The sequence below is a fragment of the Brenneria corticis genome (assembly GCF_003115855.1).
GTDB classification, from domain to species: domain Bacteria; phylum Pseudomonadota; class Gammaproteobacteria; order Enterobacterales; family Enterobacteriaceae; genus Brenneria; species Brenneria corticis.
In genome coordinates this window covers 54,027-76,998 of sequence record NZ_KZ819086.1, presented here as the reverse complement: position 1 = coordinate 76,998, position 22,972 = coordinate 54,027, and the positions used below count along the sequence as shown (strand labels likewise).

Here is a 22,972-nt window from a genome sequence, read left to right as displayed (position 1 = left end):
ATCACCTATAGAATGCATCATGGTCAAACGTATCGGGCAATATGCCATCCTTTTAATAGGACAGAAAATCCGCCGCCAAATCAGGAAGACAAGATATTCACCCTAATAGATTTTAAAAAATATTAATAAAACGCTTATTATTGATAATCGAACAAAGTAATGAAATGAAAAATATGATACTTCGATTTTTGGCATACTCAATACCTGTACGTCCAACTCTATATCCCAAAACTGAAAAGCGAATCATAGCTATGCTTTCAGCAAAGCCCCTCCCGGCGTAGATTACTAACCCACTGATTTTTATTCATATTACCCCACATCTTAGTAAGCCTTTGACTATTACATAAAAAATAGCAGTAAATCAAAAACACCATAAGATATTATATGAGTTATTCTTCCTACACACGGAGTTCTTCATACGATAAAATAACATGTTCGACAAAAGCAGGACGTTTTTTTAATTCTTCATAATATTTCTCTATGAGTGGATATGATGGCCTTTCAATATTAATATCAAAATATCGGTATAATATATGACCAAATTGAATATCAGCCAGAGAGAATGCTTTACCTGCGAGATATCCGTGTTTTTTTATCTGTTCCTCAGCAATATCAAATTTTCCATGAAGAGCCTGTAATGCTTTTTTTAATGCTTGCTCGTTCCTGTGTTTAGCTGCTGTTCTGACTACCATCCAGAACACTGGCGCAGTAAAGTTCATTGCTATATTAATCTTAGCCCATTCGCCCCATTTGTCGATCTCAGCCCTTGCTTCAATATCATTCGGCCAAAATATATTCGTTCCATACTTACCTGCCAGATAACGCAGAATAGCGCCAGTCTCCCACATAGGAAGTCCTTCACCATCACGTAAGACAGGGACCGTACCGTTAGGATTCATAGCTAAAAATTCCGGGGTGTCGTTCCCTCCGTATTTATGACCAATATCATACCGGTTGTAATCCAGCCCAAGTTCCCCGAGGCACCACATCAAAGCCTGAACATTTGAAGATGTCTTTCTTCCCCATACTTGAATCATAATGCCCTCAATACTGATATTTTATTTTTCTGGAAGAGTCGTATCACCATCACCAAGCGCTTTTTGCATAATAACCGTATCAACCCAACGTCCGTGTTTGAATCCCACAGCCTTTAAGGTTCCTGTAAGCTCAAAACCAAGGGCGTGATGGAGAGCAATAGAGCCAAGATTTTCACTATTACCAATAACGGCAACTAACTGACGAAATCCGGCCGCTTCTACTTGGTGGATAGCCTCCGTAAGCAATGCTTTCCCGATCCCCTTTCCCTGTTGTTGTGGATCGATATAGATAGAGTCTTCAAGTGTGAAACGGTAGGCATACCGTAGATGATATGGTGCAAGATAACAGTAGCCTGCCACAACGCCATCGACCTCTGCGACAAGCCACGGTGTTCCTGCATCTAGCACTTTAGCAATCCGCTCTTTCATCTCTTCCACGGTTGGAGGAACCGTCTCAAACGTGGCTATACCGTTCATAACGTGCCAAGCATAGATTTCCTGAATTCTGGCAATATGCTCAGGACTGGCGGGGATGATGATCTGCATAACTGTACCTCTGTTTTACACGGTACACAGTTGTCATATATTTTGGTTTCTATCGGATGCTATTAATCCATGTACAAAATAGCAAACATTAATAATTAAAAAAACATAATTACAGACAATAATTCTCTAGCATTTCTTGCGAAAAATGATGACATCCAATAGACCTATTCAAAAAATTCCATTTTAGCAACGCTATCATCACTTCTGACAACAATATCTTTGTAATCAAAATCACCCGACTTGCTCCAAGCCAAAATCCTATATAAAACATCTTGCTTTATTGACTGAATATTTAATCTTCTCAATGGAACAGGTTCAGATGATACTTCTTTTTTATCATCCTCAATCATAACCAAAAAATCTTCAGAAAGGTCGATATAAATATTTTTAGCAAGAGCATCATCACTATTAAGATAGTGGTAAAATTAAATTTAAAAACAGAGTATGAAAAATAATTCTGATTTTAAAACCCCGATCTCACCGCGTTACTTATTTTTGTTAATTAGTGCTTTTAATTTTACCTGTTAATTTTTATTCTGACTTTTCATCTTAACCTGTGAATTGTACAACAGGAAAAACTATCCATAGATTTCTATCAACATGAGTAGACGAGTATTGACTATTAAGGCCGTGAAACCGCATAGCATAAGGTTTTTGAGTAGAGTCGGGGAGACGTTAAAACGGAGATAATAGGAGTCAAACAAAACACAATAACTAATTGTTTTTAATAAATATTTTTAGTTATTAAAAATTCATTTATACACAAACCTATACACATCGGCGCTTGAGCCCATATAGTGGATACAAAATCTCAAGTAGGCAATATGACGCCTCCCCCCAATAAAATTATTTTTCGAAAAACTGTTCACCCTCTTCACTAGAGGATTTTATTTTTACTAATCAATAGATTAATGGGTGATGAGTTGGTGAACAGGAGACGAGTAACTCATTACCTGATAATCATGTCGTACAACAAGAAGATCGCGAATTTAAGGTATCCGCGCTTACAGCCTGTCTTTGGCAGCCTTATAAACCTCTGAGCGTTCCCGCTTGCCTACGGCCAAGACCAGCACAACCACCTCGTTATCGATCACACGGTACACTAACCGGTATCCGGCAGACATGAGCTTGATTTTGTAGCAATCCGTCATACCATACAGGCGATTGGCGGGAATGTGAGGGTTAAGCAATATGTCATAGAGTTTCTTTTTAAACTGTTCCCGCACTGGTGCGCCCAACTTCTTAAATTCTTTCAGCGCATGCTCTTCAAACTCCAGCTTATAACTCATCCAGATCGACCTTCACACGCTTACCCTTCATCCGTGAACGGGCTATTTTCGCGAGTTCAATATCTTCCTGATAGTCGGCCAGTGCCTCCCATGTTTCGGGGGAAACATAATAGCCAGAGATACGGCCATTGGTTAACACGGCTACAGGCTCGCCATTAGCTTCTTTAAGCGCGGCATTGGGTGATTTTTTAAAGTCGCTGATGCTCACTGCGGCATTAGCAAGGATAGGTTGCACAGACATAATCAGCCCCTTTTTAGTGCGATATTTGATACCAAATTTAGCACTTAGCTAAAAAAGCATCAATACGGGATGTAGCATACCCAGTAAAAAGATTTTATAAAAAACCGTCCCCCCTCTTCACCTGAGATTTTTATGATTAATAATCAATGTATTACCGAGTGATGAGTGGGTGAATAGGTGACGAGTTACTCATCATCTTTTAAAGCGGTTTGACGTAAAAAAACCGGTCAGAGCCGGTTGTATCGTTGCTGGCGTCTGCCGCGCCAACTCACACTTGGGTATCTGTGCTACAGGAAATGGGCGGATGGGAATCAATTGAGATGGTTAGGCGATATGCTCTTAGGCACAAAATCACCTAACTGAGCACGCGCAACAAATTGATGCTGCCTTTGATGCTTGCGTCCCAAATGTGTCCCACGCACTAACAGGAACTGAAGGAGATAACACATAATTAATTGATTTAGATGGTGCCGATAATAGGAGTCGAACCTACGACCTTCGCATTACGAATGCGCTGCTCTACCAACTGAGCTATATCGGCGTTGGGATCGGCACAGCGAAGCTGCGGCGAAACTACGGGGTGACAAACTAGTGAAAATATCAGGTCAAGTCAAGCAATTGGCGGTCGTCTGCTGGTTTTATAATCGTCCCGCTAAGGATAAGGATTCTCTGATAATTTTCCAAGCTAATAACAGAGAATCCTATAACTTTACGGATTAAAAAACGCCATCAGGGGCGGACCAGATCGTCGCCGTAGCCGATCCACTTGTAGGTGGTCAGCGCTTCCAGTCCCATCGGGCCGCGCGCATGCAGTTTTTGCGTACTCACCGCCACTTCCGCTCCCAGGCCGAACTGTCCGCCGTCGGTAAAGCGGGTGCTGGCGTTGACGTAGACCGCCGATGAATCCACTTCGCGCACAAAACGCTCCGCGTTGCTCAACGAGCGGGTGAGAATGGCGTCCGAATGCTGCGTGCCGTGCTGGCGGATGTGCGCCACGGCTTCATCCAGGCCGTCTACCAGCGTGACGTTGAGGTCGTTGGAAAGCCATTCGTCATCATAGTCGGCCTCTTCCACCGCCACTACTTTCGCCGGGCCATGCGTCAGGAACGACATGGCGGACGGGCTGGCGTGTAAGGTTACGCCCGCGGCGGCCATTTTTCGGCTGAGCGCCGGCAGGAAGCGAGCCGCAATGCTTTGATTAACCAGCAGCGTTTCCAGGCTGTTGCAGGTGCTGGGACGCTGGACTTTAGCGCTTTCAATCACCGTCAGAGCTTTGTCAAAATCGATACTTTCGTCTGCATACATATGACACACTCCGACCCCGCCGATAATGACCGGAATGGTCGACTGTTCGCGGCAGAGTCTGTGCAGACTCGCGCCGCCACGAGGGATCAGCATGTCGATATAGCGATCCAGCTTCAGCAACTGGTTCACCAACTCACGATCGGGACTTTCAATGGCCTGAACCGCTGACTCGGGCAAACCGCATTGCGCCAGCGCCTGCTGGATCACCTTTACCGTTGCGGCATTGGTGCGATAGGTTTCCTTACCGCCGCGCAGAATAACCGCATTACCGGTTTTCAGGCACAGAGAAGCCACGTCGATGGTGACGTTGGGACGCGCTTCATAAATCACGCCGATAACGCCGAGCGGCACGCGGCGGCGCTCCAGCCGCAGGCCGCTGTCCAGCAAACGGCCGTCGATCACCTCCCCTACCGGGTCGGTCAGTCTGCATACCTGGCGAACGTCGTTGGCTATCGCCGTCAGCCGCGCCGGCGTCAGCAGCAGCCTGTCGAGCAGCGCTTCGCTCATGCCGTTCTGCCGCGCCTGAGCCACGTCCTGCTCATTGGCGGCCAGGATTGTCGAACTTGCCGATTCCAGCAGGTCGGCGATGGCCGCCAACGCGCGGTCTTTCTCGGCCGTACTCAGCACCGCCAGCTGATACGAGGCCGCCTTTGCCGCTTTGCCCATTTGTTCAAGCATCGCGCACTCCTTAATTAATTATCATGTCGTCCCGGTGCACCGCCACCGGGCCGTATTCGTAACCGAGGATGCCGGCTATCTGCTGGGAGTGGTGCCCGGCAATCATACGCAGCGCGTCGCTGTTATAGCGGCTGACGGCATGCGCCAGATCGCGGCCGGTCAGGCTACGGATACGCACGACCTCGCCGCGGGAGAAATTCCCCGTCACGTCGCGGATCCCTTTGGGCAATAAAGAGCTGCCGCGTTCCAGGATCGCCGCTAGCGCGCCGTCATCCACCGTGATTTCACCGGCCGGGGGAGCGCCGAAGATCCAGCGCTTACGGTTTTCCAACGGGGTTTCCAACGCATGGAAGCGCGTGCCGACGGACACGTCCGCTATCACATCGCCGATAACGCCGGGCTTGCCGCCCGCGGCGATCACCACATCAATGCCCGCGCGGCAGGCGACATCGGCCGCCTGCAATTTCGTCAACATGCCGCCCGTGCCCAAACCGGATACGCTGTCGCCGGCAATGTTTCGCAACGCATCGTTAATGCCGGTGACTTCACGAATCAGCTCCGCATCCGGATTTTTCCGCGGATCGGCGGTGAACAAGCCCGCCTGATCGGTCAGCAACAGCAGTTTGTCCGCATCCGCCAGCATGGCCGCCAGCGCGGAAAGGTTATCATTGTCGCCGACTTTGATTTCCAGCGTCGCCACCGCGTCATTTTCATTAATGACCGGCACGATGTGGTTATCCAGCAGCGCCCGCATGGTGTCGCGCGCATTGAGAAAACGCTCGCGATCTTCCAGATCGGCGCGAGTCAGCAGCATCTGCCCGATATGGATACCATAGATGGAGAACAGCTGTTCCCACAGTTGAATCAGGCGGCTTTGCCCCACCGCCGCCAGCAGCTGCTTGGTGGCAATCGTCGGCGGAAGTTCCGGGTAGCCCAAATGTTCACGACCGGCGGCAATCGCCCCGGAGGTGACAATAACAATCCGGTGCCCTGCCGCATGCTGCTGCGCGCACTGGCGCACCAGTTCAACAATATGGGCCCGGTTAAGGCGGCGCGAACCGCCGGTCAGCACGCTGGTGCCAAGTTTCACAACCAAGGTCTGGCTGCCGCTCATAGTTTTTCTGCCGTTGAAAGTCATAAAAAGAAACAAATAAGGAAAATGTTGTAACAGGACGGGCGCGTTATGCCAACAGGCGCAACGCGAAAATCCGCGAATAAATCGGGAATCAGGCAGGGAACATCACGGTCGGGCGGTTAATGTACAGACCGGATCCAGCGATTGCAGGAGTTTTTCCAGTCGAACATGAAAAGCTTCTTTGGTGCTTTTCAGTTTATCCAGCACATCCTTATCTTTGATTTTCTCTTCACGCCAATTGCCGCTCTTGTCAAATAAACCAAAGTGGTAATCATAGGTAAAGGTCTGTTCCTGCGCTTCCAGCGTCAGCCACCATCCCCAGAACTCGCGGCTTTCCGGCGCGGGTTTGACATTGACGCACACCGCCAGGCAGTCAAAGAAAAAATGGTCGTGCTCGCACTGCGCTTCACGCAGATACGGCCCCAGCGAAGCAAAGTTTTTCATCAGTCTGCTTTTCGGGTGTCCGCTTGGTAACATCATTCGGCAATCTCCTCGGTTTGAACATTCTTTTTAGCAGAGAATGACAATTTATCAATCAACTAGGCCAACTTATGCTCTAACCAATGGCTGATTTGCTGTAACGCCTGGTGGAAATTCTGATAGACCGGTGAAAAGTTCACCGTCAGCAATTTCCCCTGCTGTGATGAATTGGCGATCAGGGATGCTTCCTCTTTCGGGCTCAGCGGGTCGTTCTCCCAGTATCCGGCCAGCATCGGGGTTGGACAGCGCCGCCCCAGCAATCCCTGGGTTTTAAGAGAATAACGGCCTAGTTCCGTTTTCAGCGCCGCATCGGTAGAAAACGGCATGCCCAGCCGGCTCGCCAGCACGTCCATAAACATATCCGGCACCCGTTGCTGCCGTTTCGCATCATGCAGCAGGTGATGCACTATCGGGCCGAGGCAGGCGACGCCGCGCAGGCGCTGCGTTTCCAGATAAGCCAAACGCACGGCGATGTTGGCCCCGAAACGGAAACCAAACGCCCCAACGCGGGAGTGATCCACCCACGGCACATCCGGCAATGCCCGCAGCACCTGCTGATGCAGGAAACTGGAATCCTGATTCAGTTTCCAGCGCGAGGAGAAACCGACCGACGGAATATCAATGGTCAGCATGGCCATTCCGGCCGGCGCCAGGTAATCATGGAACAGGCGGTAATAGTCGCTTTGCAGCATCTCCAGACCGCCGCACATCAATATGGTCGGGAACGGGGCTTTCCCCTTCTGGGGCAGGTGCAGAAATCCGGTCAGCGAACCGCCGCCCTCAATCTGGAAAGTCTGCGCCTTTAGCTCATAGGGAAGGTATTTCGCCGCTTCCTCGTAGGCCCGGTTGGCCAGGGTCTGCGCCTGTTCCGCCAGTTCATCGCCCTTGATATGGGGATAGGCGGCGATGCTATACAGATTCGCGGCATTCAACCAATACTGACCGCTCTGCTCGTTGTCGCTACCGTCAATCGCCCGCTGCTGCCAGCTTGCCCCCTGCTTGCACCACTCATATATCCAGTTGCCGCTGCGATAGCCGATAACCGTGTCCAGTAAGTGCTCACTGCTTCTTTCCGCCTGGCTGGCGGCGATACGCGCCAGCACCTCTTCAATATCCCACGGATGAACGCCGCGCCAGATCCACAGTAGCCGGTTAAGCATGCGATACCAGTGGCCGGTATCTTCCCCCTCCAGGGCGGAGTGCGTTCCCGACCCGCCCTGAGCACGATGGGGACGTTTGACCAGCGTCGAGGTTTCAGGGTGTTTGAAGGAGGGTTTGAACAGGGTTTCCGACAGGTTAGCTTGCGCCACAGCACTCTCCGTTAATCTAGGCCGCCGTCAGCGGACAATCGAACCGAGTACCGAGTGTAACCAACTCATCGTGGTGAAGACAAACGGCGCAGCACGGAAAACACCTTATCAGATCATCTCCGCGGCAAATAAGGCGATCCAGGGGAGATGATGAGACGTCACATACAACAATGCCCGGCTTAAACCGGGCATTGGCGCAGGTAAACCAGCGGCGATCAGCGGCCGGCCAGCGGCGGTACGAATACCACGCTCATATCCCACGGCTGTTCGATCCAGGTATCCTGCGGGATGTCGACGATATAGTCGTCAACCAGCGGCTTACCGGCGGGCTTGGCGAAAATAGTGACGAAATGGGCTTTGGGATACATATCGCGGATGGCTTTCGCGGTGCCGCCGGTATCCACCAGATCGTCCACGACGATGAAACCTTCGCCGTCACCCTCGGCGCGCTTGATCACTTGCATTTCGCGCTGGTTATCGTGGTCATAGCTGGAGATGCAAACCGTATCCACATGACGAATACCCAGTTCACGCGCCAGCAACGCCCCGGGAACCAATCCGCCGCGGCTGACGGCAATGATGCCTTTCCACTGTTCGGCAGGCAGTAAGCGCTGCGCCAGTTTGCGGGCCTGAATTTGCAACATGTCCCAGGTTACGACGTACTTTTCGCTCATAAAATATATCCCAGCCGAATAGAAGTGGCTTACGTTGAGTCTGAGGGGGAAAAAGGTTGCGCGGGATTATAGATATCCAACGACATAAAAACCAGCGTTATAACGACCTTTCCGCCGTTGCCATGCAGTCTAAACAAAAATTTGGTGATAACTAAGCACAAAAAGAGATTGGACGCTAACGGCGGAAAAATATATTAAACAAGGCAAGAGAAATCAGCCGGAGACGACCATGACCGAATTTTACGTTCTGGTGCAAGAACAGCTTACCGTGATAAGCACGATTCTAATCATTGGACTGGCGGCGCTATTTTGTGCGGAATTAAAATCCAACTTCCAGCAGCTGTGGAAAAAACCGGAAGCGCTACGGGGGAGAATCGTGCATCGATGCTATCTTCCCGCCCAGCGCACCCTCACGCTGATTGATAACTTTTATGGCTACGTTCCGGTACATGCGCTGGAAAGCGAACGTTTTATTCTCGACGTCGAGGCCGGCGGGCAGCGCTATCAGGTTGAAGCGGACGAGGAGACATACCGGACGCTGTTTGTCGGCGACAGCGTGGTGATCTACGCCAATCGCGACGATATCACCATTGCCCCGTCCTCCGCACAAACCTTGTAGCGTTCATTTTTCAGAACGGGGCGGCCTACGCCCCGCTGTTCTCCAGCATTCCGCTTATTCGATATCGGCCAACTGGGTGGTGCGTTTTACCGCCGCCAATACGCTACGCTGCAAGCCGGCGGCAAAATCACTGTTGTTGAGTTCATACAAACCGTGCATTCCCACGCCGGCGGGAGAATTGTTGATATCCAGCAGCTGGCGCGGATGCAGTTGCGTCAGCTTGAGCATTTCCACCGCGCCTATCAGGTTTTCCAATACCAGACGAGTGGCCAGCGTGCGCGGCAACCCGGCCAGCACCCCCGCGTCGGTCAATGACTCGATAAAATAGTAGATATAATTCGGCCCCGCGACGCCAAAACCGGTGAATATATCGATCAGCTTCTCTTCCAGATACGTCACCTTGCCGAAGCTGGAGAGAAAGTCATCGACGTCATCGGCATGAACATGGCTATTCAGCGCCACGCCGCTGTAGCCATATCCGGTATCCGTCAAGGTATTGGGGATCACCCGGGCAATGGGGCGCGTATTCCCCAGCAGCGACTCCAGACGGTTAATCTTCACTCCGGCGACAATGGAAATAACGATGCTTTCCGGCGCCGCATGCTGCCGGATACGGCCGGCGACCGAAGCTATATCATCCTGAGGACGCACCCCGATAACAATCAGCCTGGCCTGCGCCAGCGCGGCATCGGGCGAGCCGGCCGCTGCCGGCAGCTGATATTTTTCCTGCAACAGGCTGATGCGCTCGGGATCGATGTCGTCGATGCTGATCTGCTCGGCAAGCAATGTCTTGCTTGCCAGGGCGGCGCGGATAATGGCCTCGGCCATCTGCCCTGCGCCAATAAAATGTACCTTTGCCATCTCGGCCTCTCTTAATTGATAGTCTTTGATAAGCGATATGTTACCTATCGTTATGCGGGTTTTAATTGAAACGATATTCGCCTAAGCCAATATTGATGTTGTTCCCCTTCAATAGCGGAGAATCCGTCTCTAGATTAATTGCCGCCAGGCGATTTCCCGCCCCTTCGCGGAAAATAAAACGCTGCCCGCCGATGTGCAATGTGGCGGCATCATCAGGATCCGGCGCTAAAGAAAACAGCCGTTGCCAGTGCGCCGCCACCTCTTGCGGAGCGGCGACGTGAAACAGGGCCGAGCGGATCTCCGCCTCCCCGGCGGGATGCGGCCGGTCGATGCCGCGCTCGCGCAACTGCCGCAGACGCTGCTCGTCGTCGTTTCCCCACTGCAAAACAAAGGGATACGCCAGCCCCTGGAAATCGCCGTCAATGGTGAACATTTTCCATTCAATCAGATTACCGCCGGCGTCATGCCGCTTGCCCGCCAGAATCGGCGACAGCTGCAATCCTTCATGCCGCAGCCGGTCCGCAATCGCTTCGATATTGTCCGTACGCAACGCCAAGTGACTAAGGATCTGTTCCTGCGGCAAATAATGTTTCAGCTCGCGGCACAAGAGTTGTTTATCCGCCGCCGCCGACAGTTCATCCGCATCGCGAATGCCCAGAAATTCAATATACGTGAGCCCGAAATAGCTCAGCGCGTTATGCGTTCCCCAGCCCGGATGAGAACCGCCGGGAAAGGCGACCAGGCCATTTTCGTTAAAGCGCGCGATTGCCTCATCAAGATGATTAACGTAATGAACCACGTGATCCCATAACAACTTTGCCATGATAACTCCTTTATAATTCCTGACTTATCGCTATTAGCGATCATTAAAAATTCATTCAAGCCTTTACGTTAGTGATTTTTTTGTCTTTATAAAGACAAAAAATAGATATATAAAAATCAACGCATTATATGTCATTAACACATAACCATATAATAAATGGTAATTTCCCTATAAATCACCGGTAACTTTATTCTGCGTTAAGAAAATGATTTCTCCATTTATTTAATTCACACAGGGATTTTATAATGAATATTACCCGTCGGCGTTTATTAATCTCGTCAAGCGCACTGGCCGCAACATTTCCCTTCACCTCTTTCCTCAGCGCGGCGCAAACCAACGCCGCCGCGGGGACGCCGGTCAAGGGCGGCACGTTGGGGGTACACATCGCCGGAGAACAACGCATTCTGAACCCGGCGCTGCGCGCGTCCACCGGGGTATATATCGTTACCAGCAAGATTATCGAGTCCCTGGTGGATCTGGACGCCAACGGCACGATCGTTCCGCAATTGGCCACCGAGTGGCACAGCGCGGAGGACGGTAAAACCATCACCTTCAAACTGCGCGAGAACGTTAAATGGCACGACGGTAAACCCTTTACCGCCAGGGATGTACAGTATAACGCGCTCGAACTGTGGAAAAAGCAGCTTAACTACAGCACCGCCCTGCAACAGTTTCTCGACGCCGTGGATACGCCCGACGACCATACGGTGATATTCCGCTATTCCCGCCCCATGCCGATCGAACTGTTGCTGCGCGCTCTGGCCGATCTGGGCTACGTGGTGCCCCGCCATCTTTACGAGAATAGCAACGTGCTGGAAAATCCGGCCAATACCGCCCCTGTCGGCACCGGGCCTTTCAAGTTCGTCGAGTACCAGCGCGGGCAATATATTATCGCTACGCGCAACCCCGACTACTGGCGGCCGGACCAGCCTTATATAGAACGGATCGTCTGGCGCATCATTACCGATAAATCCGCCGCGACGGCGGCGCTGGAAACGGGCCAGTTGCAGCTAAGCGCCTATTCCCAACTGTCGCTGGCCGATCTGGATCGGCTGAAAAACCATCCGGACTTTGAGGTGACGGCCAAAGGCTCCGAAGCCAATACCTTTAACAACACGCTGGAATTCAATTTCCGCCGCAAGGAAATTGCCGACGTCCGCGTAAGACGGGCGCTGGCCCACGCCATCGACATTCCCTTTTTCATCGAAAACTTTCTCTACGGCCAGGGAAAACCGGCGACCGGTATTATCCCGTCGACCTCCACCGGGTTCTATCCGCCCAACAGCGCCCAGCCCTATCCTTTCGATCGCAAAAAGGCCGAAGCGCTGCTGGATGAAGCCGGCTATCCGCGCGGCGCCAACGGCGAACGGTTTAAGCTGAAACTGGTGCCGATCCTCAACGGCGAGGACGTCGCGCTGTTCGCCACCTTTATTCAGCAGTCGCTGGCGGAAGTGGGGATTAAAGTCGATATCGCCAACTACGACTACGCCGGCTCGCTGTCGGCGGTCTATAAAGAGCACAATTTCGACCTCGCCACCGGCTGGCATCAGTACCGGGGCGACCCGGCGGTATCCACCACCGTGTGGCTGCGATCCGGCAGCCCGGACGGCGCCCCCTGGACCAATCAGTATGGCTGGCAATCCGACGTTATCGACAAGCTGATTGACGACGCGGCTTCCGAGATCGATGCGGAAAAACGGCGGGCGCTGTACGCCCAACTGGTCGCCGAAGCCAACGAACAGTTCCCGCTGTGGTTCGCCATCGAGCGCCAGTTCCTTTCCGTGGTCAACAAGAAGCTCCACAACGACCTGAACAACGCCCGCTGGCCGTCGAGTAGTTGGCATGACGCCTGGCTAGAGGCGTAACAATGAATTTGTTATTACTCTGCGGCCGCCGACTGGCGGCCGCCATCCCCGCCCTATTGCTTATTCTGATCGGTATTTTCCTGCTTTTGCAGTTGGCGCCCGGCGATACCGTCGATGCGCTGGTCGCGCAGGTCGGCGGGGCCGACGCCACCATGATCGAGGAACTGCGCCGCTATTACGCGCTGGATCAGTCGGTATCGGTGCGTCTGGGGGATTATCTGTGGCGTCTGGTTCATCTGGATCTCGGCCAGTCGGCCATTTATGGCAAGCCCGTCGCCGACGTGATTATCGAACGTCTGCCGGTTACCCTGCTGCTGATGGGATCGTCGCTCGGGCTGGCGGTGTTTATGGGCATGGTGCTGGGGATCATCGCCGCCCGGCGCGTGAATCGCTGGCCGGACACGCTGATCTCCCTGCTGGGGCTGATTTTTTATTCCACTCCCTCTTTCTGGTTCGGCCTGATGGGGATTTTCCTGTTTTCCATCTATCTCGACTGGCTGCCCTCCGGCGGATTTGAAACCATCGCCGGCGGACTCAGCGGCTGGGCGAGAATTTGGGATATCGCCCGGCATCTGTTATTGCCCACGCTGACGCTGGCGCTGATATTTCTGGCGATCTATCTGCGCATCATGCGCGCCTCGATGCTGGAAGTCGCCACGCTGGATTTCGTGCGCACCGCCCGCGCCAAAGGATTAAGCGAAACCAACGTCGTCGTCAGACATATATTGCGTAACGCGCTGCTGCCGCTGGTGACGTTAATCGGCCTGCAGGCCGGCACCATGCTGGGCGGATCGGTGGTGGTGGAAAGCGTTTTCGCCCTGCCGGGGTTGGGCCGCCTGGCCTACGAATCGGTGATGCAGCGCGATCTGAACACGCTGTTAGGCGTGGTTTTCGTCTCCGCGCTGCTGGTTATCAGCATTAATTTTCTGGTGGACGTGCTTTACGCCAAACTGGATCCGAGAATTTCCGGTGAACGGTCATGATTGATTTTTTCAAGCGCTACGCGCGCAGTCCCGCGTCGTTATTTGGTATCGCGTTATTAGTGGTGGTGGTGGGCATGGCCCTGACCGCCGACCTGTTCTTTCCCGAAAATCCGCTGCGGCTGGCCGGGCGGCCGCTGCAGTGGCCGTGGCAAAATCCGCGCTTTTTGCTGGGTACCGACCACGCCGGACGCGATATCGCCGCCCAGCTGTTTCACGGCGCGCGCGTTTCGCTGATGATCGGTTTCGTCGCCACGGCGATCGCCATCGTTATTGGCATCGTGGTCGGCGCGCTGGCCGGCTATTACGGCGGCGTCATCGACGATCTGCTGATGAGGATCACCGAAACCTTTCAGATCCTGCCCAACTTCCTGCTGCTGCTGTTGCTGGTGGCGGTTTTCGGCTCAACCATGCAGACCGTGATCCTGGCTATCGGCATCGTCTCCTGGCCCCCGGCGGCGCGCTTAACCCGGGCCGAGTTCATGTCGCTGCGCAACCGGGAATTTATCCAGGCGGTGCGCTCGCTGGGGATGCGCGATCTGCCGATTATCTTTCGCGAAATTCTGCCCAATGCGCTGCCGCCCATCGTGGTTTACGCCAGCGTTATCATGGCGATCGCCATTTTGCTTGAAAGCGCGCTGGCCTTCCTTAATCTGTCCGACCCCAACGTTCCCTCCTGGGGAAACCTGATCGGCGGCGGCCGCAGCGTACTGCGGGAACAGTGGTATGTTTCCGCCATTCCCGGCATCGCCATTCTGCTTACCGTGCTGGCGGTCTCGCTGGTCGGCCAGGGAATCAATGACGCCCTCAATCCAAGGCTTAAAAACCGATGAATACACTGCTGTCGATAACCGATCTCAGCGTCAGACTGCCGGCCAATGCCGATCGGCCTTATGCCTTGCGTCAGGTGTCGCTCGATCTGCGCGAAAATGAAATCCTGTGCGTGGTGGGGGAAAGCGGCTCCGGTAAATCGATGACGGCCAGCGCCATTATGGGGCTGCTGCCGGAACAGACGCCCATTGAAGCGGGAAGCATCCTGCTGGAAGACCGCGACCTGCTGTCGCTGCCGGAGAGCGCGCTGCGTAAAATACGCGGCGCCCGTATCGGCATGATTTTTCAGGAGCCGATGACGGCGCTCAACCCGCTGCATACCGTGGCCGACCAAATTGGCGAAATGTTCCGAACCCATCGGCCGACCCTTTCCCGCAGGGCAATTGCGGAAAAAGTGCAACAGCTGTTAGTCGACGTTCAGATCCCCGATCCGCTGTCCGCCGCGCACGCCTATCCGCACCAGCTCTCCGGCGGACAGCGCCAGCGCGTGATGATCGCCATGGCGCTGGCGCTGGAGCCGCGGGTACTGATTGCCGACGAGCCGACCACCGCGCTGGACGTCACCACTCAGGCGCAAATCCTGCGGTTGATCCGCGAATTGCAGCAGCGTCAGGGCACCTCGGTGCTGTTTATCACCCATGACTTTGGCGTGGTCGCCGACATCGCCGATCGCGTCGCGGTCATGCAGCACGGCGAAGTGGTAGAACAGGGGCCGGCGGAGCAAATCCTCAACGCCCCGCAGCATCCTTATACTCAGGCGCTGATCGCCGCCGTGCCGTCCTTTCGCCCCGGCGCGGCGCGCCCGGCGGTCACCAGTCAGGACATCCTGACATTAGAGCACGTCAGCAAAACATTCCGCCAGGGAGGCTGGCTGCCGCGCAACCGGCGGGTTTCCCTCGCGCTGCGGGACGTCAGCCTGACGCTGCCGCAGGGCAGCACGCTCGGCATCGTCGGCGAAAGCGGTTCCGGCAAATCGACGCTGGCCCGCTGTATTGTCCGGCTCTATCAGCCGGACAGCGGCGAGATTACCCTAGAGGACCAGCGCCATGACGGCAGCAATCGAACGCGTCAACGCCGGCAGAGCCGTACCGTGCAGATGGTGTTCCAGGATCCTTTCGCCTCGTTAAACCCACGCCAGACGGTGGGGGAAATCGTCGGCAAAGGGCCGGAGATCCACGGCGCATCGCGCAAACAGGCGCAGCAAAAAGCCAGGGAGTTATTTTCGCTGGTCGGGCTGGATCCCGAATCGATCCATCGCTATCCCCATGAGTTTTCCGGCGGACAGCGGCAAAGGATCGGTCTGGCCAGGGCGCTGGCGCTGGAGCCGCGCATTCTGGTGGCAGATGAGCCGGTTTCCGCGCTGGACGTTTCCGTCCAGGCGCAGGTGTTGCGCCTGCTGGCGGAACTGCGCCAGCGCCTCGGCCTGTCGCTTATTTTTATCACCCATGACCTGCGGGTGGCGGCGCAAATCTGCGATCGGGTGATCGTGATGAAGGCGGGAGAAATCGTCGAACAGGGGCCGACGCATCAGGTATTCCAGTATCCCCAGCATGAATATACCCAGCTGCTGCTCAACGCGATTCCCGGTAAAGGATGGAACCTCCAGACGCCATAAAATAACTCTTCCGGCGCTTTTTAACCGCAACATGCCCCAGAACCGGTGGAAAATGATATTCTGTCTCCACTCGCCATGCCGGATTATCCGACGGTCATTCATCTGCAATTTGCAGCGCCTGCGCGCCAGCCGCGCCGCCAGGCCTGCCGAAAAGGAGACGTTAATAGTGTCTGAATTGTCTCAGCTTACCCCGCAGCCGCTGTGGGACATTTTTGCCAAAATCTGCTCTATTCCGCATCCCTCCTACCATGAAGAAGCGCTTGCCGCGCATATCCTTGCCTGGGCGCAAGAGAAAGGCATTTATGCCGAGCGCGATCAAGTCGGCAATATTCTGCTGCGCAAAGCGGCGACGCCGGGAATGGAAAATCGCAAGCCGGTGGTGTTGCAGGCGCATCTGGATATGGTGCCGCAGAAAAACAACGACACCGCGCACGACTTCACCAAAGATCCGATCCAGCCGTATATTGACGGCGAGTGGGTGAAAGCGCGCGGCACCACGCTGGGCGCGGATAACGGCATCGGCATGGCGTCGGCGCTGGCCGTGCTGTCCGACAGCGGCGTGAAGCACGGTCCGCTGGAAGTGTTGCTGACCATGACCGAGGAGTCCGGCATGGACGGCGCGTTCGGTCTGCAACCCAACTGGCTGCAGGGTGAAATTCTGATCAATACCGACTCGGAACAAGAAGGCGAAGTTTATATGGGCTGCGCCGGCGGCATCGACTTCATTACCCGTCTACCGTTGGAGCGCGAAGCGCTGCCTGCCGGTTACCAGACGCTGACCCTGACGCTCAAGGGGCTGAAAGGCGGCCACTCCGGCTGCGATATCCATCTGGGGTTGGGCAATGCCAATAAATTGCTGGCGCGCTTCCTGTTCAAACAAACTGACAAGCTGGATATCCGCATTCTAGCGCTGAACGGCGGCACGCTGCGCAACGCCATCCCGCGCGAGGCGTTCGCCACGCTGGCATTGCCGGCGGCCAACGTCGGGCAATTCAAGACGCTAAGTCAGGAATACCTGTCGCTGCTGAAAAACGAGCTGGCCGTAGTGGAGAAAAATCTCACCCTGCTGGTCGAGGAATCAGACAGTACCGCGCAGGCGCTGACCAAAGACGTCGGCGCGCGGCTATTGGCCTTGCTGAACGCCATGCCGAATGGCGTCATCCGCATGAGCGACGTGGTGAAAGGCGTGGTGGAAACCTCGCTGAACATCGGCGTGGTTTCCACGGACGAAAAACAGGCCGAAATTAACTGCCTGATCCGCTCTCTGATTGACAGCGGCAAAGACGCCGTGGTTGGCTCGCTGACGGCGCTGGGCCAACTGGCGGGCGCCGAAACCACGCCCAAAGGCGGTTATCCCGGCTGGCAGCCGGATGCGAACTCTCAGGTTATGCAGCTGGTGCGGGAAACCTATCAGAAACTGTTTAACAAAACCCCGGACATCATGGTTATCCATGCGGGTCTGGAGTGCGGACTGTTCAAAGAACCCTACCCCGATATGGATATGGTTTCCATCGGGCCGACCATCACCGGCCCCCATTCGCCGGACGAACAGGTGCATATCGCCAGCGTCGGTCAATACTGGCAGCTGCTGACCGCGCTGCTGAAAGCCATTCCCGAACGCGCCTGAGCCGTCAGGTACGGGAGTTTGTCATTAACAACCCCCACCCGGCCTCCCCCTTGTCAGGGGGAGGAGTTGGCTCCCTCCCCTGCGACTGTCTCTTATACACAAATCCAAGGAATCTTTAGATGCCATGTGCATTCTGGTCTTGGGCTCATTCCTGATTCTTTTTTTGTTTTTGAGCGGCGTAAGAAATTACGCTGAGGTGGACGACCCCGCGAATGCGCCGCAGGGAAGCGGCGCAAGCCAGTGCCGCGTCGGGAACGCGTCACTGGCGGTTCGGAAAAGGGGGCGACCGCCGAAGGCACCGCGTCAGCGGCGTGATTTCAGCCACAAGCCCGGGTCCGGAGGGTGGTGGCGTTTGAACCACCCTGCGTCGGGCGCGTGCTACGACGTGGCATAAAAATACCTTTCTTTTCGCGCACGAAATAACACTGAGCTTACATATACCGTTATCAGTAAATATGCGACTAAGAGACTGCCGGGAGGGAACTGTTAATGGCAAATACCGTACTTTATACGGCTACGCCTTCACTCCCAATTCAACACCAACTGACGCTCAATTAGCGGATCGAGCAGCGTAACATGCAATCCCACCAGTCGAACGCCACGCTCATCGCGACGTTCCTCCCAGGTTTGCTGCGCCAGCGTCAGCAAATCCTGCTTATTCAGCACCGGCCACACATGTTCCTGCGTGGTCTGGCGGAAATCATCAAACTTCAGCTTTACCCCCTGCCGCGCGATATGCAGGTCCGGCTTGACCCGTTTTAAACGTAATTCAAGCTCCTGATAAAGCTGCTCGATTAAACCGGCGCACTCATGCCAGTGATGGATATCCTGCGCCAGCGTTTTTTCAACGCCGACGGATTTGCGCAGCCGGTCCGGCGATACGGGCCGCTCGTCAATACCGTGGCAGCGCTCCCACAGGACGCGGCCGAATTTGCCGAAATGCTTTAATAACTCGGCCAGCGAGTAATGGCGCACATCGGCGCAGGTCAGCAGCCCTTTCTCCTCCAGCCGTTTTGCCGTCACCTTGCCGACGCCGGGGATCTTCGCCAGCGGCAGTTGCAATATAAATGCCTCCATCCGATCCGGCGGGATAACGAACTGACCGTTAGGTTTATTCAGCTCGGAGGCCACCTTGGCGAGAAATTTGATGGGGGCGACCCCGGCGGAGGCCGTCAGATTCAGCTCGGCGGCAATAGCCTGGCGGATCTCCTCCGCCATCAGCGTCGCGGACCCGTTGCAATAAGGGCTGTCCGTCACATCCAGGTAGGCTTCATCCAGAGAAAGCGGTTCAATCAGCGAGGTATAGCGCGCGAAGATATCGCGGATCTGGCGGGAGGCGGCTTTATACACCTCCATCCGCCCGGAGAGCAATGTCAGTTGCGGGCACAGGCGCAGAGCGGTTGCCGTCGCCATGGCGCTGCGCACGCCGTAGCGGCGGGCCGGATAATTGGCGGTGCTGATCACCCCACGGCGATCGGCGCTGCCGCCAATCGCCAGAGGGATATCGCGCAGACGCGGGTTATCACGCATCTCAATTGCCGCGTAGAAGCAATCCATATCAACATGAATAATTTTGCGCATGCCCACCCCCAACAATACTGTATAAATATACACTGACAAATCTGTGCAAACAAGTTGCGCAAGATTGCTTTATAGTGGCTTGGCGGCCGGGGAGGCGTCTCCGGCCTCCTTCATAACGTATGAGTCACCCGTTTTAATAGAGAGCGATGATGGAAAAGAAATCGGATCACAGCGGCAGCGTCGAACGCCAGTTCGGCTCACAGGCGCAAAGCTATCTGACCAGTGCGGTCCACGCGCAGGGCAAAGATTTGCAACGGCTATCCACGCTATTGGCTCCCTTCCCCAATGCCAGCGTTATCGATCTGGGCTGCGGCGCGGGACACGCCAGTTTCGTCGCCGCGCAGGCGGTCGCCGACGTGGTGGCTTACGATCTTTCCGCATCAATGCTGGAGGTTGTCGGCCAGACCGCTCGACAAAAAGGGCTGACGAATATCCGTACCCAGCAGGGCGTCGCCGAGTCGCTGCCGTTCGACGACGCCAGCGCCGATATCATTATCAGCCGTTATTCCGCCCACCACTGGCATGATGTAGGACAGGCGCTGCGTGAAGCCAGACGGGTACTGAAGCCCGGCGGACAGGTCGTCATGATGGATGTGGTGTCTCCGGGCCATCCGCTGCTGGATACCTATTTACAGACCGTGGAAAAGCTGCGTGATACCTCGCACGTGCGTGACCACTCTCCCGGCGAATGGCTGAGCATGTTTACCGAAGCGGGATTTATCGTGCGCAACGTCACCAGCGGCCGTCTGAAGCTGGAGTTCAGCAGCTGGATTGCGCGGATGCGTACTCCCGAACATTTCACGGTCGCCATCCGGGAACTGCAAAAAACGCTGGCCGACGAAGTGGCCCGGCATTTTGAGGTACAGGACGACGGGAGCTTTGTGACGGACATTATGACGATCGAGGCGACCAGAGCCTAAACGCCGATTCGATCATTTGCCGCAGCGCGGCACGGTAAACAGCGGACGGCGAGTTTACATAAATCCGCCGTCCGGTAAAAAAATCGCCCTGTTATTCCGTCCCGCGGTTATCAAGAAAATAACTTTTTACCAATTTTGATCTTTGCTTAAAATTAAGGCGATGATAATGTGACAACGCTAAAGGCAGAGGTATACGGGACGATAATTGTTTTACCGTATGTAGCGCTTCTATTTATTTATCAGGATCCACAATGCAAAAAATCGCGCTGTCGTTTGCGATGTTGTTTTTCTTGCCGTCTCTTGCTGTTACCAGCGCCGCCAGTGAACCCGCGCCGCTAACGCCGATAAAAAAAGAATTAAAACAGCAATTATTGGGCTCGCCGATCTATATCCAGATATTTAAGGAAGAGCGGCTATTAGAACTCTACGCCAAAGTAGGAAATGAATATCGCCTATTGGAACATTATCCCATTTGTAAATATTCCGGCGGTCTCGGTCCCAAACGCAGGGAAGGGGATCTGAAAAGCCCGGAGGGTTTCTACCAGGTTGATTTGCGCCAGCTTAAACCGGACAGCCGCTATTATCGCGCGATTAATATCGGCTTTCCCAACGAATATGACCAATCGCAAGGGTATTCGGGACGCTATCTGATGATCCACGGCGAGTGCGTATCGGTCGGCTGCTACGCCATGACCAATAATTATATGGAGGAGATTTATCGCTTTGCGGAACACGCGTTGCTTAACGGGCAGACGAAAATCAATCTCGCCATTTATCCGTTCCGCATGACGGAACACAATATGCAGCGCCATCGCAATTCAAGCTATTATTCTTTCTGGCGTCAGCTGCAACCGGCCTATAGTTATTTCAATCAGCACTATCAGCCGCCGGCCATCACGGTATTTAACGGGCAATACGTCGTCAGCCCGCCGTTGATGACCAGCCAGCCGATATCAAATTATGCGTTCACCGAAACAAAATAACACGAATTCGCCTGGCATGATTTGATGCCAGGTTTCATCCCCGGTCAGCGGCTGCGTGGCCATCACCGTCACCACATCGTTGGGCGTGGTCTGCTGCTGGAAGTCGACTTCCATATCCTGATCCAACAGCGTCGCCTTGCCAAAGGGCGCGCGCCGGGTAATCCAATAGAGTTTGGTGGAGCAGTATCCCATCACAAACTGCCCGTCGGACAGCAGCATATTAAATACGCCCTTTTTCTGTAGGGTTCTCGCCAGTTCGGCGATATAGCGGAACACCGCCGGCCAGTTGCCCGGCGTGCGCGGATAGCGCTGCGACAGTTGGTACAGCAGCCAGCAGAAGGCAAACTCGCTGTCCGTCTGGCCCACCGGCCGAAACGTGCCGGTTTTTAGCGAACGATAGCCTTTCAACTGCCCGTTATGGGCAAACGTCCAGTTGCGCCCCCACAGTTCCCGGGTAAAGGGATGGGTGTTTTCCAGCGCCACGGCTCCCCGGTTCGCCTGACGAATATGGGATATCACCGCGCGGGACTTGATGGGATTATCCTGCACCAACCGGGCTATCGGCGAATTGTAGCTGGGCAGGGGATCTTTGAACGTCCGACAGCCATGCCCTTCATAAAACGTGATCCCCCAGCCATCCCGGTGCGGACCGGTCAGGCCGCCGCGCCGTATCAGGCCGGTAAAACTGAAACAGATATCTGTCGGTACATTTGCGCTCATCCCAAGCAATTCACACATCGTAACTCTCTTAACCTCTCCCGTCCGTTAGTCAAACCTGTCGCAAGAGGTTGTCAGTTGGCAACCATTTCTTTTTCGATCAGTTGGATCAGGATATGAATCGCTTTGATATGGATCTCCTGAATGCGGTCGGCGTAGCCGAAATGCGGCACGCGGATTTCCACATCCGCCGAGCCGGCCATTTTGCCGCCGTCTTTACCCGTCAGGGTGATGACCTTCATTCCTTTTGCCTTCGCCGCCGCGATGGCTTTAATAATATTGCCGGAATTACCCGAGGTTGAGATGCCCAGCAGCACATCGCCCTCACGCCCCAGAGATTCAATATAACGAGAGAAAACAAAATCATAGCCAAAGTCATTGCTGACGCAGGAAAGGTGGCTGGGGTCCGAAATGGCAATCGCCGGGTAGCCCGGACGGTTTTCGCGGTAGCGCCCCGTCAGCTCTTCGGCAAAATGCATCGCGTCACAGTGCGAGCCGCCGTTGCCGCAGGAGATCACTTTACCGCCGGCTTTAAACGAGTCAGCCAGCAATACCGCAGCATTCTGAATAGACTGAATATTCGCCTCATCGCTCAAAAACGTCTGCAACGTTTGCGCCGCTTCGTTCAGTTCACTACGAATTAAGTCCTGATACATGGAATCCTCTCATTGTCCGGTGACATCATTATCTCTTCTGTCATGCAGTGTAGCGGATCGCCGAAACAGCGAGAAGCGCGTAATGTCACGATCGCCAGGATCGCTGGCGACAAGCGGAAAACGCCGGGCGGCTCGCCGATTTGTGAGTTAAGTTGTAATTATGATGTAAATGAATTGATAAAAACAGTCGAGTACACTA

Annotated in this window: 23 protein-coding genes, 1 tRNA gene and 1 pseudogene; 9 read left to right on the top strand and 16 right to left on the bottom strand. The window is 54.2% G+C overall.

Annotation, left to right across the window (positions count from 1 at the left end):
• Positions 1–398: 398 nt before the first annotated feature.
• The 5 genes from DDT56_RS17085 to DDT56_RS17065 form a co-directional block, all read right to left on the bottom strand.
• The gene (locus DDT56_RS17085) at positions 399–1,037 is read right to left on the bottom strand and encodes a glutathione S-transferase family protein (RefSeq protein ID WP_136167636.1); all 639 of its coding nucleotides are present in this window, start codon (positions 1,035–1,037) and stop codon (positions 399–401) included.
• Positions 1,038–1,058: 21 nt separating this feature from the next.
• Positions 1,059–1,583 (bottom strand): GNAT family N-acetyltransferase, encoded by a 525-nt coding sequence (locus DDT56_RS17080; RefSeq protein WP_136167635.1) that lies wholly within the window; start codon positions 1,581–1,583, stop codon positions 1,059–1,061.
• Positions 1,584–1,747: 164 nt separating this feature from the next.
• Positions 1,748–1,933 (bottom strand): hypothetical protein, encoded by a 186-nt coding sequence (locus tag DDT56_RS17075; protein WP_136167634.1) that lies wholly within the window; start codon positions 1,931–1,933, stop codon positions 1,748–1,750.
• A gap of 654 nt (positions 1,934–2,587) precedes the next feature.
• On the bottom strand, positions 2,588–2,872 hold the full coding sequence (locus tag DDT56_RS17070; protein ID WP_136167633.1) for a type II toxin-antitoxin system RelE family toxin: 285 nt from the start codon (positions 2,870–2,872) through the stop codon (positions 2,588–2,590).
• A complete protein-coding gene (locus DDT56_RS17065; RefSeq protein ID WP_005973616.1) occupies positions 2,862–3,113 on the bottom strand; it encodes a type II toxin-antitoxin system Phd/YefM family antitoxin in 252 nt (83 codons plus the stop codon). The genes DDT56_RS17070 and DDT56_RS17065 overlap by 11 nt, the downstream gene beginning before the upstream one ends.
• A gap of 269 nt (positions 3,114–3,382) precedes the next feature.
• On the opposite strand from DDT56_RS17065, the pseudogene DDT56_RS17060 reads away from it, so the two are divergent.
• Positions 3,383–3,564, top strand: a pseudogene (locus DDT56_RS17060) (integrase); the annotation flags it as partial.
• Between the two features lie 14 nt (positions 3,565–3,578).
• On the opposite strand, the gene DDT56_RS17055 reads toward DDT56_RS17060, so the two are convergent.
• The 6 genes from DDT56_RS17055 to gpt form a co-directional block, all read right to left on the bottom strand.
• A tRNA-Thr gene (locus DDT56_RS17055) sits at positions 3,579–3,654 on the bottom strand.
• Positions 3,655–3,842: 188 nt separating this feature from the next.
• Positions 3,843–5,096, bottom strand: a complete 1,254-nt coding sequence (proA, locus tag DDT56_RS17050; RefSeq protein ID WP_136167632.1) for a glutamate-5-semialdehyde dehydrogenase — start codon at positions 5,094–5,096, stop codon at positions 3,843–3,845.
• Positions 5,097–5,106: 10 nt separating this feature from the next.
• Positions 5,107–6,210: a glutamate 5-kinase gene (gene proB / locus DDT56_RS17045; protein ID WP_136167631.1), complete on the bottom strand. Its 1,104-nt coding sequence runs from the start codon at positions 6,208–6,210 to the stop codon at positions 5,107–5,109.
• A 126-nt stretch (positions 6,211–6,336) separates the two neighbouring features.
• The gene (crl, locus tag DDT56_RS17040; RefSeq protein ID WP_136167630.1) at positions 6,337–6,711 is read right to left on the bottom strand and encodes a sigma factor-binding protein Crl; all 375 of its coding nucleotides are present in this window, start codon (positions 6,709–6,711) and stop codon (positions 6,337–6,339) included.
• 59 nt (positions 6,712–6,770) lie between these two features.
• Complete coding sequence (frsA, locus tag DDT56_RS17035; protein ID WP_136167629.1) at positions 6,771–8,021, bottom strand: esterase FrsA; 1,251 nt, start codon at positions 8,019–8,021, stop codon at positions 6,771–6,773.
• Between the two features lie 215 nt (positions 8,022–8,236).
• Positions 8,237–8,695, bottom strand: coding sequence for a xanthine phosphoribosyltransferase (gene gpt / locus DDT56_RS17030; RefSeq protein ID WP_009111684.1), 459 nt, complete (start codon positions 8,693–8,695; stop codon positions 8,237–8,239).
• Between the two features lie 229 nt (positions 8,696–8,924).
• On the opposite strand from gpt, the gene DDT56_RS17025 reads away from it, so the two are divergent.
• On the top strand, positions 8,925–9,314 hold the full coding sequence (locus DDT56_RS17025; protein ID WP_136167628.1) for a hypothetical protein: 390 nt from the start codon (positions 8,925–8,927) through the stop codon (positions 9,312–9,314).
• A gap of 54 nt (positions 9,315–9,368) precedes the next feature.
• Here DDT56_RS17025 and DDT56_RS17020 read toward each other — a convergent pair whose 3' ends face one another.
• Together DDT56_RS17020 and DDT56_RS17015 are read right to left on the bottom strand one after the other, a co-directional pair.
• A complete protein-coding gene (locus tag DDT56_RS17020; RefSeq protein ID WP_136167627.1) occupies positions 9,369–10,175 on the bottom strand; it encodes a pyrroline-5-carboxylate reductase family protein in 807 nt (268 codons plus the stop codon).
• Between the two features lie 61 nt (positions 10,176–10,236).
• Positions 10,237–10,998, bottom strand: coding sequence for a VOC family protein (locus tag DDT56_RS17015; protein ID WP_136167626.1), 762 nt, complete (start codon positions 10,996–10,998; stop codon positions 10,237–10,239).
• Positions 10,999–11,243: 245 nt separating this feature from the next.
• Here DDT56_RS17015 and DDT56_RS17010 point away from each other — a divergent pair, with 245 nt between their 5' ends.
• The 5 genes from DDT56_RS17010 (at position 11,244) to pepD (ending at position 17,916) form a co-directional block, all read left to right on the top strand.
• The gene (locus DDT56_RS17010; RefSeq protein ID WP_136167625.1) at positions 11,244–12,863 is read left to right on the top strand and encodes an ABC transporter substrate-binding protein; all 1,620 of its coding nucleotides are present in this window, start codon (positions 11,244–11,246) and stop codon (positions 12,861–12,863) included.
• A gap of 2 nt (positions 12,864–12,865) precedes the next feature.
• Entirely contained in the window at positions 12,866–13,846 is a 981-nt protein-coding gene (locus DDT56_RS17005; protein ID WP_136167624.1) for an ABC transporter permease, read from the top strand.
• The gene (locus DDT56_RS17000) at positions 13,843–14,676 is read left to right on the top strand and encodes an ABC transporter permease (protein WP_009111678.1); all 834 of its coding nucleotides are present in this window, start codon (positions 13,843–13,845) and stop codon (positions 14,674–14,676) included. Before DDT56_RS17005 ends, DDT56_RS17000 begins: the two co-directional genes overlap by 4 nt.
• Entirely contained in the window at positions 14,673–16,289 is a 1,617-nt protein-coding gene (locus tag DDT56_RS16995; RefSeq protein WP_136167623.1) for an ABC transporter ATP-binding protein, read from the top strand. Before DDT56_RS17000 ends, DDT56_RS16995 begins: the two co-directional genes overlap by 4 nt.
• Before the next feature lie 166 nt (positions 16,290–16,455).
• Positions 16,456–17,916, top strand: coding sequence for a beta-Ala-His dipeptidase (gene pepD, locus DDT56_RS16990; protein WP_136167622.1), 1,461 nt, complete (start codon positions 16,456–16,458; stop codon positions 17,914–17,916).
• Positions 17,917–18,438: 522 nt separating this feature from the next.
• On the opposite strand, the gene dinB is transcribed toward pepD, so the two are convergent.
• Positions 18,439–19,497: a DNA polymerase IV gene (gene dinB / locus DDT56_RS16985; protein ID WP_136167621.1), complete on the bottom strand. Its 1,059-nt coding sequence runs from the start codon at positions 19,495–19,497 to the stop codon at positions 18,439–18,441.
• A 149-nt stretch (positions 19,498–19,646) separates the two neighbouring features.
• Here dinB and DDT56_RS16980 point away from each other — a divergent pair, with 149 nt between their 5' ends.
• A complete protein-coding gene (locus DDT56_RS16980; RefSeq protein WP_136167673.1) occupies positions 19,647–20,417 on the top strand; it encodes a class I SAM-dependent methyltransferase in 771 nt (256 codons plus the stop codon).
• Between the two features lie 251 nt (positions 20,418–20,668).
• Positions 20,669–21,400, top strand: coding sequence for a peptidoglycan meso-diaminopimelic acid protein amidase (gene dpaA, locus DDT56_RS16975; RefSeq protein WP_136167620.1), 732 nt, complete (start codon positions 20,669–20,671; stop codon positions 21,398–21,400).
• Here dpaA and DDT56_RS16970 read toward each other — a convergent pair.
• Positions 21,371–22,138 (bottom strand): class II glutamine amidotransferase, encoded by a 768-nt coding sequence (locus tag DDT56_RS16970; RefSeq protein WP_136167619.1) that lies wholly within the window; start codon positions 22,136–22,138, stop codon positions 21,371–21,373. The genes dpaA and DDT56_RS16970 overlap by 30 nt on opposite strands.
• Before the next feature lie 53 nt (positions 22,139–22,191).
• Complete coding sequence (gene lpcA, locus DDT56_RS16965) at positions 22,192–22,773, bottom strand: D-sedoheptulose 7-phosphate isomerase (RefSeq protein ID WP_136167618.1); 582 nt, start codon at positions 22,771–22,773, stop codon at positions 22,192–22,194.
• Positions 22,774–22,972 lie beyond the last annotated feature (199 nt).

Bases quoted from the DNA above. Each gene is read 5' to 3' on its own strand.
- DDT56_RS17085 (WP_136167636.1), bottom strand. From the start codon at position 1,037: ATGATTCAAGTATGGGGAAGAAAGACATCTTCAAATGTTCAGGCTTTG.
- DDT56_RS17080 (WP_136167635.1), bottom strand. From the start codon at position 1,583: ATGCAGATCATCATCCCCGCCAGTCCTGAGCATATTGCCAGAATTCAG.
- DDT56_RS17075 (WP_136167634.1), bottom strand. From the start codon at position 1,933: ATGATTGAGGATGATAAAAAAGAAGTATCATCTGAACCTGTTCCATTG.
- DDT56_RS17070 (WP_136167633.1), bottom strand. From the start codon at position 2,872: ATGAGTTATAAGCTGGAGTTTGAAGAGCATGCGCTGAAAGAATTTAAG.
- DDT56_RS17065 (WP_005973616.1), bottom strand. From the start codon at position 3,113: ATGTCTGTGCAACCTATCCTTGCTAATGCCGCAGTGAGCATCAGCGAC.
- proA (WP_136167632.1), bottom strand. From the start codon at position 5,096: ATGCTTGAACAAATGGGCAAAGCGGCAAAGGCGGCCTCGTATCAGCTG.
- proB (WP_136167631.1), bottom strand. From the start codon at position 6,210: ATGAGCGGCAGCCAGACCTTGGTTGTGAAACTTGGCACCAGCGTGCTG.
- crl (WP_136167630.1), bottom strand. From the start codon at position 6,711: ATGATGTTACCAAGCGGACACCCGAAAAGCAGACTGATGAAAAACTTT.
- gpt (WP_009111684.1), bottom strand. From the start codon at position 8,695: ATGAGCGAAAAGTACGTCGTAACCTGGGACATGTTGCAAATTCAGGCC.
- DDT56_RS17025 (WP_136167628.1), top strand. From the start codon at position 8,925: ATGACCGAATTTTACGTTCTGGTGCAAGAACAGCTTACCGTGATAAGC.
- DDT56_RS17020 (WP_136167627.1), bottom strand. From the start codon at position 10,175: ATGGCAAAGGTACATTTTATTGGCGCAGGGCAGATGGCCGAGGCCATT.
- DDT56_RS17015 (WP_136167626.1), bottom strand. From the start codon at position 10,998: ATGGCAAAGTTGTTATGGGATCACGTGGTTCATTACGTTAATCATCTT.
- DDT56_RS17010 (WP_136167625.1), top strand. From the start codon at position 11,244: ATGAATATTACCCGTCGGCGTTTATTAATCTCGTCAAGCGCACTGGCC.
- DDT56_RS17005 (WP_136167624.1), top strand. From the start codon at position 12,866: ATGAATTTGTTATTACTCTGCGGCCGCCGACTGGCGGCCGCCATCCCC.
- DDT56_RS17000 (WP_009111678.1), top strand. From the start codon at position 13,843: ATGATTGATTTTTTCAAGCGCTACGCGCGCAGTCCCGCGTCGTTATTT.
- DDT56_RS16995 (WP_136167623.1), top strand. From the start codon at position 14,673: ATGAATACACTGCTGTCGATAACCGATCTCAGCGTCAGACTGCCGGCC.
- dinB (WP_136167621.1), bottom strand. From the start codon at position 19,497: ATGCGCAAAATTATTCATGTTGATATGGATTGCTTCTACGCGGCAATT.
- DDT56_RS16980 (WP_136167673.1), top strand. From the start codon at position 19,647: ATGGAAAAGAAATCGGATCACAGCGGCAGCGTCGAACGCCAGTTCGGC.
- dpaA (WP_136167620.1), top strand. From the start codon at position 20,669: ATGCAAAAAATCGCGCTGTCGTTTGCGATGTTGTTTTTCTTGCCGTCT.
- DDT56_RS16970 (WP_136167619.1), bottom strand. From the start codon at position 22,138: ATGTGTGAATTGCTTGGGATGAGCGCAAATGTACCGACAGATATCTGT.
- lpcA (WP_136167618.1), bottom strand. From the start codon at position 22,773: ATGTATCAGGACTTAATTCGTAGTGAACTGAACGAAGCGGCGCAAACG.